Source organism: Peribacillus sp. SRI_006 (assembly GCF_057586375.1).
On record NZ_JBYCZT010000003.1, the window covers coordinates 59633 to 76909 of the forward strand.

Consider the following 17277-nt stretch of genomic DNA (forward strand, 5'->3'; position numbering starts at 1 on the left):
TTATAGGGCTGTAAGAAGCAGCTGATTAATCTGTTCTAATGACATATCACGGGGGTTTGTGATCATGCAGGCATCCTCAAGAGCGGTCATCCCTATGGGATCTATCATTTCTTTCGTAATGCCGACATCACTTAAACTCTTGGGAGCCCCTATATCCCGGGATAATTCCCTTACGAAGTGAATGGCAGCCATTCCTGCTTGCTGCTCCGTCAATGCCCGTGTATCGATGCCCATGATGTTTGCAATCTCGCTGAATCGCCTTGGTGAGGCAATTCGATTGAAATCCATGACATGGGGAAGGAGTATCGCATTGATTTCACCATGCGGAAGGAGGTACTTGCCGCCTATGGCATGTGAAATGGCATGAGCAGCTCCCAAAATGGCATTCGAAAAAGCCAGTCCAGCCTGCAGGCTCGCCATCGCCATCGCTTTTTTTGCTTCCTCATTATGCCTGGATGCAACAGAGGGGCGTAAGTGGCGGGAAACGATCGAAAGTGCGTTTTTAGCTTGTACATCGGTCAAAGGTGTCGCAGCGATTGAAACATAGGCTTCAATGGCGTGGGTTAACACATCCATTCCGGTAGCTGCGGTCAAATCCGGTCCCAAGGTGGTTAAGGTAGCAGGATCGACTATTGCAATATCGGGGACGAGTGATTTTGAAATGATCGTCATTTTTTTCTCGCGGAATGAATCGACGATCACCGAAAACTGGGATACTTCCGAACCCGATCCTGCAGTGGTCATGATCATCACCATGGGAGGGAGGGGAGAGTGGACTTTATCAACACCTTCATAATCACTGATGATGCCGCCATTCGTTACTAAAAGGGCTACCCCTTTGGCAACATCCAAAGCACTGCCTCCGCCCAAACCGATGATGGCATCACATTCTTGTTCTTTAAATGTCAAACAGCCGGCTTCGATCTCCCTGTCCTTCGGATTGGTTGTCATTTCAATGAAGGTAGCAAAAGCAAGGCCTGCATCTTGGCAGGATTCAATGACTTTATCCAACCAGCCAGCATTGGCCACCCCGGAGTCGCTTACGATCAGCGCCTTTTTGGCACCTAGCCGCAAGCAGGCCTCGCCAGCTTGTTCAATCGAGCCTTTACCGAAAATCACTTCCGGCATCACGAATTTAGTTATCGACATCTTTGCGCCTTCTCCCTGTAAAAATTCAATATCTTCTGTATTATTTTCCCGAAAAAGTGCGAAAATCCTGTTTGGATTACAGGTATTTTTATATAATATGACAAAATATCGAATGGATAAGGTCTTTTGATGCAGGTCAAATAGCTTGGTAATTTCTTGTATTTGTAATTTCGGTACTTTAGACATGCATGAATAGGGATAAACCTACCTAGTTAGTAATTTCTATATATTGTAAAATCGTGGTAGAAACTATTAAACTGGGAGGCATTCCATGAAAAAACAATTTCTGTCGTTAACATTAATCACAGTATTGACACTCGGGACAGCCGGGACAACCACCGCATTATCAGCGCCACATTCATCGCCGGTGCTATCAGCGCCATCCACGGACAAGCATGTCATTAAAAGAATCGATGCCGATAAAATCTACAAGAATATTGAATACCTCTCACAAACACCTCGGGTGGCCGGTACGGATTCTGAGTATAAAGCCGTCCAATTCATCAAAAAGCAATTCCAATCTTATGGCTATAAAGCCGATATTGAAGAGTTCAATTTTTTATCTTATACAGACCCAAATTTGGTCGAGCTGTCCGTTGCCGGATTCGATGGGGAAATACAAGCAAACCATTTAACCTATTCAGTTAATGGGGACCTATCCGGTGAAGTGGTATATGCCGGTTTAGGAACAAAAGAAGAGCTTGAGGAAACCGATGTTGCAGGGAAGATTGCCCTTATACAAAGAGGGAACCTCACTTTTGCAGAGAAAGTATTGAATGCAGCGGAAAAAGGGGCAACGGGAGTCATCCTATTCAATAATGCAGATGGGGAATTAAACGGGACACTCGGAGAGGATAATGACAAGTATATTCCATCCGTCACGATCACCAAAAAGGATGGAGAAGCCCTTTTGGAAAAATTTAATGATGAAGTCAAATTGACAGCATCATTAAAAATTGAAGGAGCCCATTCAGAAGAAAAAACCTCTTATAATGTAGTGGCAACGAAAAAAGCAACAAAGAACAATAAAGCAAAAAAGAGCGATATCATTTATATTACCGGACATCATGATTCCGTCGCGGGGGCACCCGGAGCGAATGATGATGCATCTGGAACATCCGTCACCCTTGAACTTGCTCGTGTTCTGAAGAATCTTCCTACAGATACGGAAATTCGCTTCGTCACCTTTGGGGCAGAGGAAAATGGATTGTTGGGTTCGCAGCATTATGTGAGCAATCTCCCTGATGATGAAATCAAGCGGACCATTGCCAATTTCAATCTGGATATGGTGGGAAGCAGGGATGCCGGAGATTTGGTCATTTTGACTAATGATGGAGAAATGAACCTTGTAACCGAGCTGGCCCAGGCATCAAGTACAAGACTGAATGGTGAGCCGACTCCATATGGACAAGGCGGGAGAAGTGACCATGTGTCATTTGCTGAGGCTGGAATACCCGCTGCTTTATTCATCCACAGTCCATCAGAACCTTGGTATCATACTCCTGATGATACCATTGATAAAATCTCAAAAGAAAAGCTTCAAGATGTTGCTGAAATTGTCGGCACAGCTGTCTATGACCAAGCAAAAATCGAGGCTAAAAAACCTGATTTCAATCATAAAAAAGGGAAAAAAGTGAAAGTTCCGCATTTATTTGGCGAAAAGGAATTCAAATAATGCAGTAAATATTCAGAGGGTGCAGCCTGCACCCTTTCTTTATGTTTAAAAATGGAAATGAGAGGGTAAAAAGTCTAATTTGGAATTGGAGCGTGCGGGCTGAATCTCCTAATTCCGTAGCATAAATAGCTTATTTATCCCTATTTAACTCTAAGACTATAATCCTTATAATAAAAATTATGAAAAATATGACAGTCTACATAATGAGAATAGTATGTTTGAGGTGATTTTTTAGGTGTATGCAAATTCATTGAGTGAAATTCACTCTGCCCTCTCCAGTAAAACTTCCGATGTGAATGAAAAAATCAATCGTTTGGAGCAGGCAAAAAGACAAATCAAAGAAGAACAGAATGCTTGTCTTGGGGAAATAGCTAAAATTAAAAACCCGGACTTGGCAAAAAGCTGGACGGGAAACCGGGCAGAAGACTTTCAAGATGCCCGCAGTGATGCATACAAGGCAATGTCAACGATCATTCATGATGATTATGATGACTATCAAGAGAAAATCGACGGTAAAATCATGATGCTTAATATAGAGAAAAAGGCTCTGAGTGCAGCCGGTACGATAGCACATGAAGCGGATGTTCTTTTAGGCAAAGGAGAAGCCGTCATAGATCAATTGGAAAGTAAAATATCATATTTAAAAGGGTGGTTGTTTTAATGACGACAATCAAACTGAATCATCCTGCCGTAACGAAGCAAGTCGATCAAGTGAAGACGGCACTTGGTACAGTCACGCTTGGAAATTTACCGGCAGGCGAGCTTGGCAACAATAAATTGGAATTCACCTCGAAATGGATCGATCGCGAAACGAACCTGGAGAAGGTCTTTGAGCAATATATCAAAATCGTCCAGAAAAATGTGGAAGATACCCGTGCTAACATTGACTTATTAAAAGAACAGGATGAAGCCATCGCCCATACGTCTTCACATGGGTATCAGCGATGAAGATATTTGAAGCCGAGACATTGACGGCCGCAACCAAGTCGCGCGCCAAGCAATATGAAGAACTAAAGAAGGAAGTCACAGCCCTGAAAAAGGAATTTCAGGGCATTGTCGGCCTGGATGACGAGTTCCAGGGAGCCGGTGCTACCGCCATCAAAAGCTTCTATGAAGCACAAATCGAGGTGGCGGACGCCTGGATGGAATTATTCACAACCCAGATCAGTTTTTTGGAAGGCATACCGGCCAATCTGGAAGAAGCGGACCTCTCCGGAAATACGGTAGTCGAGGTCCCCTTTTTAGATGGCGAAGTCTCAAACGGCATCAACCAAGCGAAGTCGCTTGTTGATCAACAAGCGAACGACCTTCAAAGGATCCTGAATAGCATTGACGATATCCTGCCTCTTGATATGTTCAACCAAAAGGACTTTAATGAAAAAATCACGCTGGCCGGACACAGGCTGGATGACACCGTGACAAAGGTCGAGAATGTCGACCGGCAATTGGTCGAGGAATATGATGTGTCCATCGGGCAGGAAAACGTGGCCGTTGGCCTCTTCCGTGCCTTGCTTGATGCCACCAAACAGGACGGCCACGTTTCGCCGATGACATTCAACCAATCGGCATTCAAGAGCAGTGACGTCTATCAAGTGAAGGATGAAGTCGCCGGTCAGATGAAAGACTATCAAACCTTCAAAAAGGAACAAGCAGAAGCCCGGAAAATCGAACAGGAAATGGAAGAACTCGAAAATCGTCCATGGTACGAAAAGGCATGGGATACGACAAAAACCTTTACAGGGGAATTCACGGGATATTATGATTCAATCAGGGCCTCGACCGGAGTCGATCCAGTAACGGGCCGCAAGCTGTCCGATGCCGAACGAATCGCCGCCGGCGCCATGGCAGCCGCTGGATTCATCCCCGTCGTCGGCTGGGCCGGACGGGCCATCAAAGGCGGTAGCGCCATCTACAAAACGGCGAAAGGGCTCAACGCAGCGGACCATGCGCTCGATGCCTATAAAACGACAAAAGGCTTTAGCCTCCTCCAGAAAACCGAATACGGGATATACGGGCTCCTCGCCGCCAACGGCCTCGGCGAAGCGGCCACAGGCAAAGACATGTTCGGCAACCAACTGACCGAGGAACAGCGCCAGAACGGGCTGTTAATGGCACTTGGAATCGGCGGTGTGGCAGGTGCGGCTAAAGTCGCCGATAAAGTAGCAAGTGGTACAAAGTTCGTCCCTTACAGCAAAGAATTTGCGCAAAAGCAGGTTCAGTACGCAAAAGCCTTCGGAAGGGAAATTGGCAAAGTGAAAGTGCCACTCCGTATTAGGGTCGATGAATTAGCTACAGCGTATGGAAACAGTTACAAGCATGTCACTTTCAATAATACGACGATTAAGGATATCGTCCAGAAGTTCGCGGTGAAGAGTAATGGTGGTAAGGGAACTGGGGGTATTGAAAGACTGCAAAGAGGAAAATATGCAGATAGATTAGAATACTTACACAATAAATTTGGGAAGCTGACAACAGCAGAATTACATAAAGAAATTAACACTCCAAAATTAAGGAGAATGGTAAAAGATTATAGTCCCTCAAAAGTTGCTCAAAATTGGCAGGGCTCATATCCCTATGTTGGTGTTGATGATTATGTAGATAAACTGTATAAAAAAGGGGATATTTTTTATGCTGGAGAGCCCTACCCAACAGGATATTTTACTACAAAAGAAGCTATCTTAAACGCTGATAAAAATTCAAAAACCATATTTGAAGGACTACAGGTTAAACCATATTGGGAAAAGGGAATGCAAACGGCGATTTATAGAAACAAAATGGGAGCTTATGTACTAAATGTTGATATTATAGGGGGAAATGGTATAGCTAAAAATAATCCTCAATTTGGAAAAGGTGGTATGGAGCAAATTTTCATGGCGGACTTCAATGAATTATTGCACAATAACTATATTAGGAGATTAAAAAATGAAGAAATTATTTTAAATAATTCTGAAATCTCCTTTGAAGAATATAGTAAAATAATGAATTCTATTAAATGAAAATGAGGTTTTTAATTTGAATGGATTAACAGGTGATATTTTAGTGAAAGGAAACATACTTAATGGCAATACAAATAAACAGGATTTTTGTATAAAATTTCAAAATGAATTACTATCAAGCGATATATCGAATAATATGTTTGTTTTTAAGGACGCAATTATGTTAGATGGAATTTATTTTTGGATTGTAGTTAACTTTCAGAATGGTAAAGTTTCTCGTATTGAACTCGACAATGCTGATGAAAATTTGAAAAATAATTACAATAATTGGTCTAATTATAAAGCTAAAAAAAAGAAAGAGATACATGATAAATGGGTAGAAGAGATATTAGGAAAACCAGATATTAAAAAAGGAGACTCATTAATTTATAATAGAACTTGGGGAGAAGTCACTTCATTTGAAGATAAGAAAAGTGGACAAGTAGAGATCTGGATCAGTTATAAAAAATGACACAGAAAACCAAATCTAGCTAAAATAAAATGAAACCTTGAGTGGCTAAAGCCATTCGAGGTTTTTTTATAAAAAAACTTAAAGTAATTTTGTAGTATAGGTGTTAGTTTTAATAAAAACAAAAGTGATACTTTAATCAATGAGCAAGGAGTACTGAAGGTGACAAAATAGTACTTTTAAAAAAAGTAGGTGTAATGAATGGCAGGCAGAAGAATGGTAGACAGATGGGAAGACGATAACAAGATTTTTATGAGTTTAGCTATTAAGCAAAGATTATTACCGAGTATGTATGGCGGTATTATCGGAGACATGCTGGGTGTTCCTGTTGAATATAAAAAAAGAGGGACTTTCACTATTAATGATATATCGGGATATGGAACCTATAATCAGCCGCCAGGCACCTGGTCGGATGATACTTCGTTAACTTTATGTTTAATTGAAAACTTAATTGAAAAAAGCGATTCAGCGGAGCTAATGCAAAAATTCGTTCAGTATATGGAATCTGGTTATTGGACCCCGCATCATGAAATGTTCGATATTGGCAGAACAACTAGTGAAGCCGTAATCAAGTTTAAAAATGGAACGCCAGCGCCAGAGTGTGGCGGAAATGCCATGTTTGATAATGGGAATGGGGCGTTGATGAGGATCGCTCCAGTAGCATTTATCCTCTTTAATAACTTTAATTTCATTGAAAAAATCCAAACCATAAAAAAGTATACGGAAGTTACCCATGCTCATCCGCGTTCTGTGGTAGGTTCCATTATTTATGTCGAGTTTTTACTTAGACTTTATTATAATAATTCTCCTGAAGATGCAATAAAACAAACAAAAAAACTATTTGATGAGAATTTTGATAAAGATCATATATACCAAAAAGAGCTGCAATCCTATTCAAGGATTTTTGAGGAAGATTTCTTTTCATTACCACATGAAGAAATTCAGTCAGATGGTTATGTCGTTCATACGTTAGAGGCAGCCATTTGGTGCTTAGGAAATTCAAATTCGTTTAGCGATGCCGTTTTAAAAGCAGTGAATCTAGGGGATGATACGGATACAGTAGGTGCCATTACCGGGACAATGGCAGGTATGTACTATAAAATGGACGACATCCCAAAAGAATGGCTTGAGAAAATCACAAGAAAAGAAGATATGGATGAATTAATCGAGAAATTCCTTAGTTTTTGTACAGATAAAGCAATTAAAGAAGAGTATGGAGATTGATGTAAATCATCCATATTAACTATAAAAAAACCCCTGTAAAAGACTTTTATAGGGGTTTTTTATGTCCAGTATCCAGTATATGCTATGTTAAACGGGAAGCGAAGTAGTTTGAATTTGGGTGATAGAAAAATTAAATAATGGAGTGGAGAAATGATAAGAAAAGGTGAGTATACGATCTATAACGGGAAAGAGTATAGATTCATAGAATCTAAAAGCAAAGGATTTATAGAACTAATAAGCAATAACAAGGAAGACATGAACTATGGATTTATCCATTATAAAGATAATATTTATACAAAAGTTATTTCCTTAAATGAAGTAGAAAAGCTATTTTTAATTCATTCTTTTGCAAAATATAAAGGAGAGTTGTTTGGAGCTTCTAATGGCAAGATTCTTCTATCAACTCCTCATTTAAAACTCGCCGAAAAGTATGGCTTTTATCGTACAGATAAATATCTTTATTCTAAAAATGTTAATTTAGATGATGTTGAAATAATAGAAGAACGAAAACTGTTTTCGTTAGATTAAATATATATCGTAACAATCAGTAGGACTTTCGTAGAGATACAGGAGATAAGTTTATCAAAATGAAAGATTTAAATTAACCTAAGAAAATGATTATAGAACAAAAAATTTTGAATTTTTTGAAAGGATACGGAAGGGGATTAAGGGATGAGTAATCTGAAAAAGGGAGAGTTAGAAATAGAAGGTGTTTTTATTTTTCCTAACTGTAAATTGGATGATATAAAAACAAAAGAATCTTCAAGTATGTTTAAATCTATAACCCTTGATAGTCATAATGAATCTTTAAGGTTTTTAAAAGCACCTAAATTAGGTAGTAAATATTTTAATGTCCGATTATCATTTAAAAATAATTTAATATGGGGGATTGATCTGAAAGTAAATGATCCATCCATTAACCAATGGGACTATGAAGAAAAACTATCTCAGCATGGAGAATGGCTTACAGAGCAAATTGGGTATCCTGAGGGAATATTGTCTGAAAATGTATTTGAATGGGGTAAGATTACTCAATGGTATGATCCAAGGTCATGTGATGCAGGAATCAGCATACTATATTTTAAAAGATAAAAAGAAAAAGGTGTATATCTGAATCGTGTAAGAAGATAACTCGGATTATATATTTCTTGAGGTTAAGTATATAAAAGAAAATGTACATAATTAGAGGGGAAGGGAATTAATTTGAAAAAGTTGGAATTGGAGAAATTATTAATTAAAGATAATGTTCCAAAAAATCTATATAGCCTTAATGGTGGACTACATAATGAGGTACTTTGCTTAAATAAAAGAGATAATATTTTGGAAGTCTATTATAGTGAACGTGGGTTGAAATCAAATTTAAAGAAATTTGATACAGAAGATGATGCATGTGAATATTTTTATAAAACAGTTTTGGAACTTCTGAATTAATATTCATTCTTCAATACAAGTGACATTATAAAATATTAAATAAGATCAAGTTAGACGAGGTGAAGCTAAAGGTGAAATATGCCATATATAATCATAAGGATTACCTCTTAAATATCCGTAACGACAGGTTAAGACTAAGAACCCATGAACCTGAACAAGGATTTCGTGAAGTTTTTGATCAAACAGGGAATAAGACAAATCTATTTATCAAGGATGTGACTAAAGAAGAAGTTGATTTAGTTTATGAACTAAAGTTTTTGGTAGCTTACAAAGGTAAAGAGTTTGAGCCATATTCATTAGGCAGGCATATCTTGGATGAAAATGAGATTTCGTTATTTAGTATGGATAGTTATGATGCAGCCTGCTATGAATTCGAAAAGCAAGAGCAATTTGTTTTTAAAAAGGACGTGCCTCTTAACGACATAGAATCGATTATTGAGGTGAAAAAACCACTATTAATATTTGAAGATTTACCTGAAAGCAGGAAGGTTATACCTAGGGGAGAAGTTAGAGACTATATAATAAAGTTGAATAGTATATGAAATGCAATTTAATTTTGATGATAAATACTTATCTGGAGGAACCTATGATAAGAAAAGGAAGGTATGCAATACATATTGGCAGCGAGTATAGTTTTAGTCTACTGGAAGATAAGTCGATAAGGTTAATAAGTAATAAACATGCTGATCTATCTCAAGGTTTCAAACATTTAGATGAAAATATTTATATAGAAAAGTGTTTCTGTAGAAGAGGTAGAAAATTTATTTAAGATAAATTCGAAGGCAATATATAAGGGAGAACTGTTTCCGGCATCAGAAGAAAGCAAAACCGGAAAAGTATTGTTGGATATAACAAACACTGAACTTGCTAAAAGGATGGGGTTTGAACGGACAGATAAATATATGTACTCCAAATCTGTGGAATGGGATGAAATGAAAATAATCGAGAGAGGAAACCCTATACATTAGATTAATTTCCTGATTTAAAGTGCCTACATAAAGTAAAAGCGATTATTTCTTCAAAAGGTGGGTATTAAGAATTAAGCGGTCTTTCATTTAATATCTAGCACTAAGTTTTCTTTATGTTGAATAAGGAGAATTTGGTGGGAGGTGATTAAATGAGGAAAGCCTATGGTATAAAAAGTTTGATGATTTACCTTGAGTCGGTAAATTATCCAATTACCGAAGAGGAAATCAATGATCTAATTTTGAATAAAAAGATCCCCCATCTCAGACCCATCGATAATTTGCTGATTTTTAATTTGGATCATATTGATGGCTGGCTTAGTGATCAGCAATTCAACCCTTAGTTAATTGAAGCCCTGCTTTAAGTGGAACTTTGATTTATATGTGTACCTGTAATCTAAGTTTATTGATAAAAAGGAAAAGCTAGCCGAGGTGTTTCATGAAAACCTTGGCTGGCTTTTTGTTTATCTCTTCATTTTCAGAAAAACGAATCAGTCCCAGTTGATTTGGTAGCGACAGTATTCTGCCGTTATGCCTGGATCATAATAGTTTAAGCAAAGCCTGTGCACCTGTTAGGATAAGCCCTATGATAAAACCACAGACCGCTCCATTCACGCGAATCCATTGCAAGTCTTTTCCTACACCATTTTCCATCATATCAATCAGCGTTTCGTTGTCTAGCTTATCTAAATTTTCTTGTACAAGATTGCCGATTTGCGTATGATTATTTTCAATGAGAACAGTAATTTGTTTCTGTATCCATTGATCGATGCGGGTGCTATTTTCCTTAATATTGTCCAGTATATGATGAATCATTGGAGTCAGGTAAGTATCCATGAAAAGTTCATCTTCTACGAAATCCAATGCTTCTTGTTGAATTTGTTTTAGGCTTCCCTCTATTGTCGCCTCAGGCTCCCATTTTGTCAGAAGTTGTTTTTTCCATTTTTCAACTCCTTCTAACAGTTCCCGGTTATGGTTAATGCCTTGTATCTCTTTCCTGATATATAAGATTAAAGCCTCTCTATTTGGTTCTTTCTCGTTTTGTAAATTATTTACGACACTTAATAGCAGGTTTTGGATGATATTCCCAAGTTTCTCTTCGTTAAGTAGACTTTGAATGGACTTAACGGCGAACTGAAGCATACCTTCCAGTTCAATCTTGCTGAGTACATCCATGGAAACAGTGCCAAGTCGGTGACTGGTTTCCTTTTTTCCTAACCAATCTTCAGCTTTTTTCAAAACATGATCCAAGGCCTTCTTATCAAACTCTTCGTTAAGTAACTCTGAACTTACTAAATGTAGAATCTTGCTCATGTCTATGCCAGAAAGTGATGCTTTAATTTTTTTTGCAACGAAAGGCGTAATCTTTTCTATATCTATATAACCAATCATTTGCTTGATCAGTTTAATCAGGACTTTTCTAAAAGTATCACTTTGAATCTCTTTTCCTAAAATAGGGATCAATTTTTCAGTAAAAGGAATATGTTTTACTTTGTCCTGAATGCTTTCCTTAGAAAGCCAGTCGTTTTTTAACATCGAAACAAGTGCATTTGTCATTCTTTTACGATTGTTGGGCAAAAGGGCTGTATGGGGGATTGGTAATCCAAGCGGATGGCGGAATAATGCAGTGACTGCAAACCAATCTGCCAATCCGCCGACTAAACCAGCCTCAAACCCTCCATGTAATAAATCTAGCGGCAATGAACCTTGAAATGGAGTGGTTACAATATAACCCGCCCCCATGATAATTAGTGAATATCTAGCTATTTTTCTTGAAGATTTTATTTTTGGTGACATTATATTCCCTCATCCTTAAAATGATAGTCAATTACTATAACCCGAATCATTAGCAAATTTTATAACTTACTTTCATCTAGTAGTATAGCAGGTAGTACAAAAAAATAACCACAACAAGGCAGTAAGTTCATTATTTTTGGGCATTGAATATTGTCATTTCCCCTTGAATGTTCAATATTCTGATGATAAATGCAAAAAAAAAAGCCGATTCACTCAATCGGCTTTTTTTTTCATTTACTGAAAAGCATTTTTTTGTTCATCTCCAACATATTATGATGCGTCTGTTTTTGTCGAATTATTTTTATCGGTGCCTACATTTTTTTTATCTTTCATGAGACTGAAGATATAGGCCAGAACGGAACCTGATATGTTATGCCAAACACTGAAAATGGCACTTGGAACAGCGGCCAAAGGCGAGAAGTGGGCTGTTGCTATGGCTACACCTAAACCAGAGTTCTGCATACCGACCTCCATTGCAACAGCTTTCTGTTTAGCTAAATCCATCCCGCATAAACGAGCAAAGAAGAAGCCGAGTAAAAAACCAAGAACATTATGAAGAACGACTACTGCAAAAATCAGCAAACCTGTTTTAGCCAGCTGATCTTGGCTGCCAGCTACTACGGCAGATACGATCAGAACGATGGAAATGACAGATACTAGAGGTAAAGCCTTTGCACCGGCCTCTGCCTGTTTGCCGAAAAACTTCTTAACAAGAAATCCCAGTATTAGTGGGATAATCACCACTTGAATGATCGAAATGAATAATGACCCAATACTGATGTTGACCCATTTACTTGCCAAGAGCAGAATAAGCAGGGGCGTTACGATAGGCGCTAGAATAGTGGAAACAGAAGCAATGGCAACTGCAAGCGCAACATTTCCTCTCGCAAGAAACACCATGACATTCGAAGCCGTTCCACTAGGGCAACATCCTACCAAAATAACACCAACAGCGACTTCTTTGGGCAAATCGAACCCTATTGCTAATCCGAATGCCAATAAGGGCATAATGATAAAATGACCTGCTACCCCTAGTGCGACCTCTTTCGGCCGTCGGAATACTTCTTTAAAATCCGCTGCTGATAATGTAAGTCCCATGCCAAACATGACAATTCCTAGTAATGGAACAATATAGTCTCCAATCCATATAAACTGATTAGGTAAGATATACGCAATAACTGCAAATAAAATGACCCATAAGGTAAACGTTTTACCAGCAAATCCGCTGATTTTCTCTACTACTCCCATAGTGACCTCCTAGATGTTTTAAAATAAAACAATTATAATTTATATTCAGAATATTTAAAACCCTTTTGGGCAATAAAAATATCAATAGGGCTGAACTTGTGTGAATATGACGGTTTACTATAGGAAAAAAGCGGACAGGGTTTTTAGAATCTGTTCGCTTTTGACTTTATTTTTTTTAAAAAATAAGAAGGTGCTGTATATTAGCGGCAAACTAGTTTATAAGGAACCGGAAATTGAATTAGTATTTGTTGTTTTACAGGTTTAATTATTGCTATTGTATGTTTAGCCAGGGCTATAAAAGAAGTGGAGATGTGGTTTCTTTGATACATATATTAATTGCGGATGATGATCGGCATATTCGGGAGTTGCTTAAATTTCACTTGGAAAAGGAAGGGTACATGGTATCGGAAGCGAAGGACGGTAATGAAGCTTCCTTGTTACTGGAGAAGGAACGGATCCATCTGGCTGTTGTCGATATAATGATGCCGTATAAAAACGGACTGGATCTTTGTAAGGAAATCCGGGATCAATATGATCTGCCCGTCATTTTATTGACAGCTAAAGATCAACTTATCGATAAGGAAAAGGGGTACTTTGCGGGTACGGATGATTACCTCGTGAAGCCATTTGAGCCAAGGGAACTTCTATTTCGGATAAAAGCGCTATTGCGAAGATACCGTATGGTGAATTCTGAATCCATCTCATTGAATCAAACGGTGATTGACCGTAAAAGTTACGAAGTGCGAATAAAGGGGAATACGCTGCTCCTGCCGCTTAAGGAATTTGAGCTGCTGGCTCAGCTGGGAAGTTTTCCTGATCAGGTCTTTACGCGTGAGCAGCTTATTGAACTGGTTTGGGGTGCTGATTTTGCAGGGGATGATCGAACGGTTGATGTCCATATTAAACGGTTGAGGGAACGTTTTGCCGGCCGGACCGATGACTTTGTCATAACGACTGTCCGTGGCTTAGGTTATAAACTGGAGGTCAATAAGAAGTGAAAACACTTTATTTCAGGATAGTTATTCAAACCATTTTGATCATGGTGCTTGCCAGTGTCATCGCTTTTTTAATTTCCAATGTCTATTATCATCAGGTTCAAAAACCCAACAATGGTGAGAAGATAAGCAAAGTCGCAAGTGAGATCGTCTCCTTATATGAGGAGAATCCTGATCAGGATATTGATGCGTATTTAACCCATATTGCAGGATTGCACTATCAAATGTATCTATTTAATGAGCAGGGTGAAGGAACTTTATATGGTGAGCCGTTTCGGGAAACGAATTTGGACCGCGACACGATTTCCGGAGTTTTGAATGGGAATACCTATCAAGGGATCGCCAATTATAATAATGGGTTATTTATTACGGGTTTTTTTGAAGATGTATTAATTAATAGCATTGGGGTCCCGATGAACGTGAATGGTGAAAAGCATGCATTGTTTGTAAGGCCCAATATAGAGCTGCAGTTTGGCGAATTTCGCTTTTTCCTTGCAGTTTTACTCGTTCTGACGCTACTTCTTAGTTTTTTATTTGTGATCATTAATACACGTTTCATCGTTAAGCCGATTACGAAATTAACGGAGGCTACAAAAAGAATCGCCGATGGGGATTATAGTAGTAAATTGAATGTCTCCCGAAGCGATGAAATAGGGGACTTGGCACAGCACTTCTCGAAAATGACTCAAAGCATACAGCGGTTGGATGATATGAGGCAGGAGTTCGTATCGAATGTATCTCATGAAATTCAATCTCCGCTTGCATCCATCCAAGGTTTTTCCCAAACCCTTCAATCGGAGGAATTAACAAAGGAACAAAGAAATCAGTACTTATCCATCATTGAAAAAGAAAGCAGGCGCATGTCGTCGTTAAGCAAACAGCTGCTCATGCTTGCTTCGTTGGATAAAGTAGATGATCCGCTGCAGCGGTCAAAGTTCGATTTAGCGCAGCAAATCCGGCAGGTGTTGTTCATGCTGGAATGGAATTGGCGGGAAAAGGATATGGTGATCGAAATGGATTTGCCGTCCACCGCCATTTCTGCAGATGAGAAACTTTTAAATCAAGTTTGGACGAATTTGATAACCAATAGCATTAAATACTCGGAAAGCGGCAGTTCAATCCATATTCGGATTAAAAGTATAGGCAGTACTGTTGAAGTGATGATCGTGGATACGGGCATTGGAATTCCAGAAGAAGACCTCCCTTATATCCTTGATCGCTTTTATAAAGTCGACAAAGTGAGGAACAGAAGTGAAACAGGCAGCGGATTAGGACTTTCGATCACGAAGAAGACGGTTGAACTTCATGGAGGAACGATTGAAGTCCAAAGTGAACTTGGTAAAGGGACCACTTTTTATATACGGCTGCCCTTTATGTAATCAGTTGTTCATCTTCCATTCATATTGAGTGTTTACAATCGAGTCATACCGATTGAAGCAGGACTTGATTGGTAAACAAAAGAAAGGGAGATGAAATGATGTTTTTGGCAATGCGTGAACTAAAGCATTCAAAGTTACGTTATCTGCTGATTGGACTGATCATGGTATTGGTCGCTTTGCTTGTTTTTATCATTTCAGGATTAGCTAATGGACTTTCATCAGATAATGCTTCATCCATACAAAACATGAAAGCCGACTATTTCGTCATGGAGCATGACTCTAAAAATAAATTGAATCGATCGATCATATCGATGGAAAAGCTTGATGAAATCCGGGCTATATCGGATGTTAAAGCAGCCGAAGGGCTGGGGCAAATGATGATCACATTGAATAAAATCGGATCATCGGAGAAAACGGATGCCACTATTTTTGCGACCGATGCCAGTGGGATTTTAGCACCAAAGGTCATAGAAGGAACGAGCTATGACAATAAGAAACAAGGTGAAGTCGTTGCAGATCGTTCTTTAAAAGAAGTCGGTTATAAATTGGGTGATTCACTTAAAGATGACCTATCAGGTAATGTTTTCACCATTGTTGGTTTTACTGAAAAGCAATCTTACAGCCATACACCGGCAGTTTACATGAATGTTAAGGGGTGGCAGGAGATTAATCCTGGATTGAAAAATCAAGGTAAAGACTCAATCAGCGCAATAGCCGTGCAAATGGATTCGAAGTCAGAAGAGAATGTACGTGAATCATTGCCTGAAGGTGTAACGCTCATTTCGAAAGAAGAATCACTTCAGAGTATACCAGGGTTCAAAGAGGAACAGGGGACATTGACGATGATGATTGCCTTTTTGTTTGTCATTGCAGCTTTCGTTTTGGCCGTATTCTTTTATGTGATTACTTTGCAGAAGACGAATCAATTTGGAGTCCTTAAAGCACTGGGGGCCAATACGGGCTACCTGTCAAAAAGCATCGTTGGTCAAGTAATGCTGCTTGCCGTGACATGCATAGCCATCAGTGTTGCCCTGACATTCGGCGTCACTTTAATCATGCCAGAAGGAATGCCATTTGAATTGAGTGCCGATTTGGTCATTAAATATTCCGTATTACTTTTGGCTGTATCCGTATTGGGTTCGCTGCTATCCCTATACCGAGTAGCGAAGATAGACGCGATTGAAGCAATAGGGAGGGTATCATGATGGGGGATAAACTATTATTTGAAAACGTCAGTAAGGTTTATGGGGAAGGCGATAATAAGGTGAAAGCCCTTGATGATATTTCCCTGAATGTGAGAGCGGGGGAATTCGTCGCCATCGTCGGTCCTTCAGGTTCAGGAAAAAGTACTTTTCTTTCGATAGCAGGTGCGTTACTATCCCCGAGCAAAGGCCGCTTACTGCTGAATGGTGAGGATATTACAACACTATCCCCAAAAGAATTGACTCGGGTGCGCCTTGAAAAGATCGGGTTTGTATTCCAATCGTCGAATCTTGTGCCATATCTCTCCGTACGAGATCAGCTTCTGCTGCTTTCCGAATTGATCGGCAAGCGAGATAAAACAACTGTGAAAAAAGCGGACGAATTGCTTAGCCACCTTGGACTTGGACATCGGACAGATCACCTGCCGGAAGCACTGTCGGGCGGTGAGCGGCAGCGTGTAGCAATCGCCCGTTCGCTGATGAATGATCCAGAAATCATTTTAGCGGATGAACCAACCGCAAGTCTTGATTCCAAAAGAGGCAGGGATGTTGTTGAAATGCTTGCACATGAGGTGAAATCAAGAAATAAAGCGGCCATCATGGTAACGCATGATGAAAGAATGTTGGATTTATGTGATCGAGTGGTCAATATTACGGATGGCAAGGTATTTGGATGAAGTTATACGTAAAAAATCCGCCGCCTCTCCAAAGGAATTAGGAGTGGCGGCGGACTGAATTGCTTGAAGGGGATGGTTAACCGACAGTAAG

The 17277-nt window shown here is 39.2% G+C and carries 19 protein-coding genes and 1 pseudogene; 17 read left to right on the forward strand and 3 right to left on the reverse strand.

Features of this window, described 5'->3' with window-relative positions; genetic code table 11:
- Complete coding sequence (locus tag AC2YHV_RS04555; RefSeq protein ID WP_098865703.1) at positions 1–1149, reverse strand: iron-containing alcohol dehydrogenase; 1149 nt, start codon at positions 1147–1149, stop codon at positions 1–3.
- A 271-nt stretch (positions 1150–1420) separates the two neighbouring features.
- On the opposite strand from AC2YHV_RS04555, the gene AC2YHV_RS04560 reads away from it, so the two are divergent.
- The 13 genes and pseudogenes from AC2YHV_RS04560 (at position 1421) to AC2YHV_RS04620 (ending at position 10232) form a co-directional block, all read left to right on the forward strand.
- Positions 1421–2824: a M28 family peptidase gene (locus tag AC2YHV_RS04560; protein WP_487372698.1), complete on the forward strand. Its 1404-nt coding sequence runs from the start codon at positions 1421–1423 to the stop codon at positions 2822–2824.
- Positions 2825–3059: 235 nt separating this feature from the next.
- On the forward strand, positions 3060–3485 hold the full coding sequence (locus AC2YHV_RS04565; RefSeq protein WP_063577498.1) for a YwqH-like family protein: 426 nt from the start codon (positions 3060–3062) through the stop codon (positions 3483–3485).
- Positions 3485–3772 (forward strand): YwqI/YxiC family protein, encoded by a 288-nt coding sequence (locus tag AC2YHV_RS04570; protein WP_034306007.1) that lies wholly within the window; start codon positions 3485–3487, stop codon positions 3770–3772. Before AC2YHV_RS04565 ends, AC2YHV_RS04570 begins: the two co-directional genes overlap by 1 nt.
- Positions 3769–5820 carry a ribonuclease YeeF family protein gene (locus tag AC2YHV_RS04575; RefSeq protein ID WP_487372699.1) on the forward strand — a complete coding sequence of 684 codons (2052 nt, stop codon included), beginning with the start codon at positions 3769–3771 and terminating at the stop codon, positions 5818–5820. The genes AC2YHV_RS04570 and AC2YHV_RS04575 overlap by 4 nt, the downstream gene beginning before the upstream one ends.
- 16 nt (positions 5821–5836) lie before the next feature.
- Entirely contained in the window at positions 5837–6271 is a 435-nt protein-coding gene (locus AC2YHV_RS04580) for a hypothetical protein (RefSeq protein WP_283929870.1), read from the forward strand.
- 198 nt (positions 6272–6469) lie between these two features.
- The gene (locus AC2YHV_RS04585; RefSeq protein ID WP_487372700.1) at positions 6470–7492 is read left to right on the forward strand and encodes an ADP-ribosylglycohydrolase family protein; all 1023 of its coding nucleotides are present in this window, start codon (positions 6470–6472) and stop codon (positions 7490–7492) included.
- Positions 7493–7642: 150 nt separating this feature from the next.
- Positions 7643–8020, forward strand: a complete 378-nt coding sequence (locus AC2YHV_RS04590; protein WP_106027498.1) for a hypothetical protein — start codon at positions 7643–7645, stop codon at positions 8018–8020.
- A 144-nt stretch (positions 8021–8164) separates the two neighbouring features.
- Entirely contained in the window at positions 8165–8584 is a 420-nt protein-coding gene (locus tag AC2YHV_RS04595; RefSeq protein ID WP_106027499.1) for a hypothetical protein, read from the forward strand.
- Between the two features lie 111 nt (positions 8585–8695).
- Positions 8696–8923 carry a hypothetical protein gene (locus AC2YHV_RS04600; protein ID WP_106027500.1) on the forward strand — a complete coding sequence of 76 codons (228 nt, stop codon included), beginning with the start codon at positions 8696–8698 and terminating at the stop codon, positions 8921–8923.
- Positions 8924–8994: 71 nt separating this feature from the next.
- The gene (locus AC2YHV_RS04605; protein WP_487372703.1) at positions 8995–9465 is read left to right on the forward strand and encodes a hypothetical protein; all 471 of its coding nucleotides are present in this window, start codon (positions 8995–8997) and stop codon (positions 9463–9465) included.
- Positions 9466–9509: 44 nt separating this feature from the next.
- The gene (locus AC2YHV_RS04610; RefSeq protein WP_487372705.1) at positions 9510–9692 is read left to right on the forward strand and encodes a hypothetical protein; all 183 of its coding nucleotides are present in this window, start codon (positions 9510–9512) and stop codon (positions 9690–9692) included.
- A pseudogene (locus tag AC2YHV_RS04615) lies at positions 9667–9891 on the forward strand (hypothetical protein); the annotation flags it as partial. The gene AC2YHV_RS04610 and the pseudogene AC2YHV_RS04615, both read left to right, overlap by 26 nt.
- A 149-nt stretch (positions 9892–10040) precedes the next feature.
- Positions 10041–10232 (forward strand): hypothetical protein, encoded by a 192-nt coding sequence (locus tag AC2YHV_RS04620; RefSeq protein ID WP_487372706.1) that lies wholly within the window; start codon positions 10041–10043, stop codon positions 10230–10232.
- A gap of 196 nt (positions 10233–10428) precedes the next feature.
- Here AC2YHV_RS04620 and AC2YHV_RS04625 read toward each other — a convergent pair whose 3' ends face one another.
- The gene (locus tag AC2YHV_RS04625; RefSeq protein ID WP_487372708.1) at positions 10429–11685 is read right to left on the reverse strand and encodes a DUF445 domain-containing protein; all 1257 of its coding nucleotides are present in this window, start codon (positions 11683–11685) and stop codon (positions 10429–10431) included.
- Between the two features lie 270 nt (positions 11686–11955).
- Complete coding sequence (locus AC2YHV_RS04630) at positions 11956–12933, reverse strand: bile acid:sodium symporter family protein (RefSeq protein ID WP_278088482.1); 978 nt, start codon at positions 12931–12933, stop codon at positions 11956–11958.
- A gap of 320 nt (positions 12934–13253) precedes the next feature.
- On the opposite strand from AC2YHV_RS04630, the gene AC2YHV_RS04635 reads away from it, so the two are divergent.
- The 4 genes from AC2YHV_RS04635 to AC2YHV_RS04650 all read left to right on the forward strand — a co-directional run bounded on the left by AC2YHV_RS04635 (position 13254) and on the right by AC2YHV_RS04650 (position 17186).
- The gene (locus tag AC2YHV_RS04635) at positions 13254–13931 is read left to right on the forward strand and encodes a response regulator transcription factor (protein ID WP_053533625.1); all 678 of its coding nucleotides are present in this window, start codon (positions 13254–13256) and stop codon (positions 13929–13931) included.
- Positions 13928–15307 carry a sensor histidine kinase gene (locus AC2YHV_RS04640; protein WP_487372709.1) on the forward strand — a complete coding sequence of 460 codons (1380 nt, stop codon included), beginning with the start codon at positions 13928–13930 and terminating at the stop codon, positions 15305–15307. Before AC2YHV_RS04635 ends, AC2YHV_RS04640 begins: the two co-directional genes overlap by 4 nt.
- Before the next feature lie 98 nt (positions 15308–15405).
- On the forward strand, positions 15406–16512 hold the full coding sequence (locus AC2YHV_RS04645) for an ABC transporter permease (RefSeq protein ID WP_487372802.1): 1107 nt from the start codon (positions 15406–15408) through the stop codon (positions 16510–16512).
- On the forward strand, positions 16509–17186 hold the full coding sequence (locus tag AC2YHV_RS04650; protein ID WP_057278537.1) for an ABC transporter ATP-binding protein: 678 nt from the start codon (positions 16509–16511) through the stop codon (positions 17184–17186). The genes AC2YHV_RS04645 and AC2YHV_RS04650 overlap by 4 nt, the downstream gene beginning before the upstream one ends.
- Positions 17187–17277: the final 91 nt, after the last annotated feature.

Bases quoted from the DNA above. Each gene is read 5' to 3' on its own strand.
- AC2YHV_RS04630 (WP_278088482.1), bottom strand. From the start codon at position 12,933: ATGGGAGTAGTAGAGAAAATCAGCGGATTTGCTGGTAAAACGTTTACC.
- AC2YHV_RS04575 (WP_487372699.1), top strand. From the start codon at position 3,769: ATGAAGATATTTGAAGCCGAGACATTGACGGCCGCAACCAAGTCGCGC.
- AC2YHV_RS04650 (WP_057278537.1), top strand. From the start codon at position 16,509: ATGATGGGGGATAAACTATTATTTGAAAACGTCAGTAAGGTTTATGGG.
- AC2YHV_RS04645 (WP_487372802.1), top strand. From the start codon at position 15,406: ATGTTTTTGGCAATGCGTGAACTAAAGCATTCAAAGTTACGTTATCTG.
- AC2YHV_RS04620 (WP_487372706.1), top strand. From the start codon at position 10,041: ATGAGGAAAGCCTATGGTATAAAAAGTTTGATGATTTACCTTGAGTCG.
- AC2YHV_RS04555 (WP_098865703.1), bottom strand. From the start codon at position 1,149: ATGTCGATAACTAAATTCGTGATGCCGGAAGTGATTTTCGGTAAAGGC.
- AC2YHV_RS04570 (WP_034306007.1), top strand. From the start codon at position 3,485: ATGACGACAATCAAACTGAATCATCCTGCCGTAACGAAGCAAGTCGAT.
- AC2YHV_RS04610 (WP_487372705.1), top strand. From the start codon at position 9,510: ATGATAAGAAAAGGAAGGTATGCAATACATATTGGCAGCGAGTATAGT.
- AC2YHV_RS04585 (WP_487372700.1), top strand. From the start codon at position 6,470: ATGGCAGGCAGAAGAATGGTAGACAGATGGGAAGACGATAACAAGATT.
- AC2YHV_RS04590 (WP_106027498.1), top strand. From the start codon at position 7,643: ATGATAAGAAAAGGTGAGTATACGATCTATAACGGGAAAGAGTATAGA.
- AC2YHV_RS04560 (WP_487372698.1), top strand. From the start codon at position 1,421: ATGAAAAAACAATTTCTGTCGTTAACATTAATCACAGTATTGACACTC.
- AC2YHV_RS04595 (WP_106027499.1), top strand. From the start codon at position 8,165: ATGAGTAATCTGAAAAAGGGAGAGTTAGAAATAGAAGGTGTTTTTATT.
- AC2YHV_RS04625 (WP_487372708.1), bottom strand. From the start codon at position 11,685: ATGTCACCAAAAATAAAATCTTCAAGAAAAATAGCTAGATATTCACTA.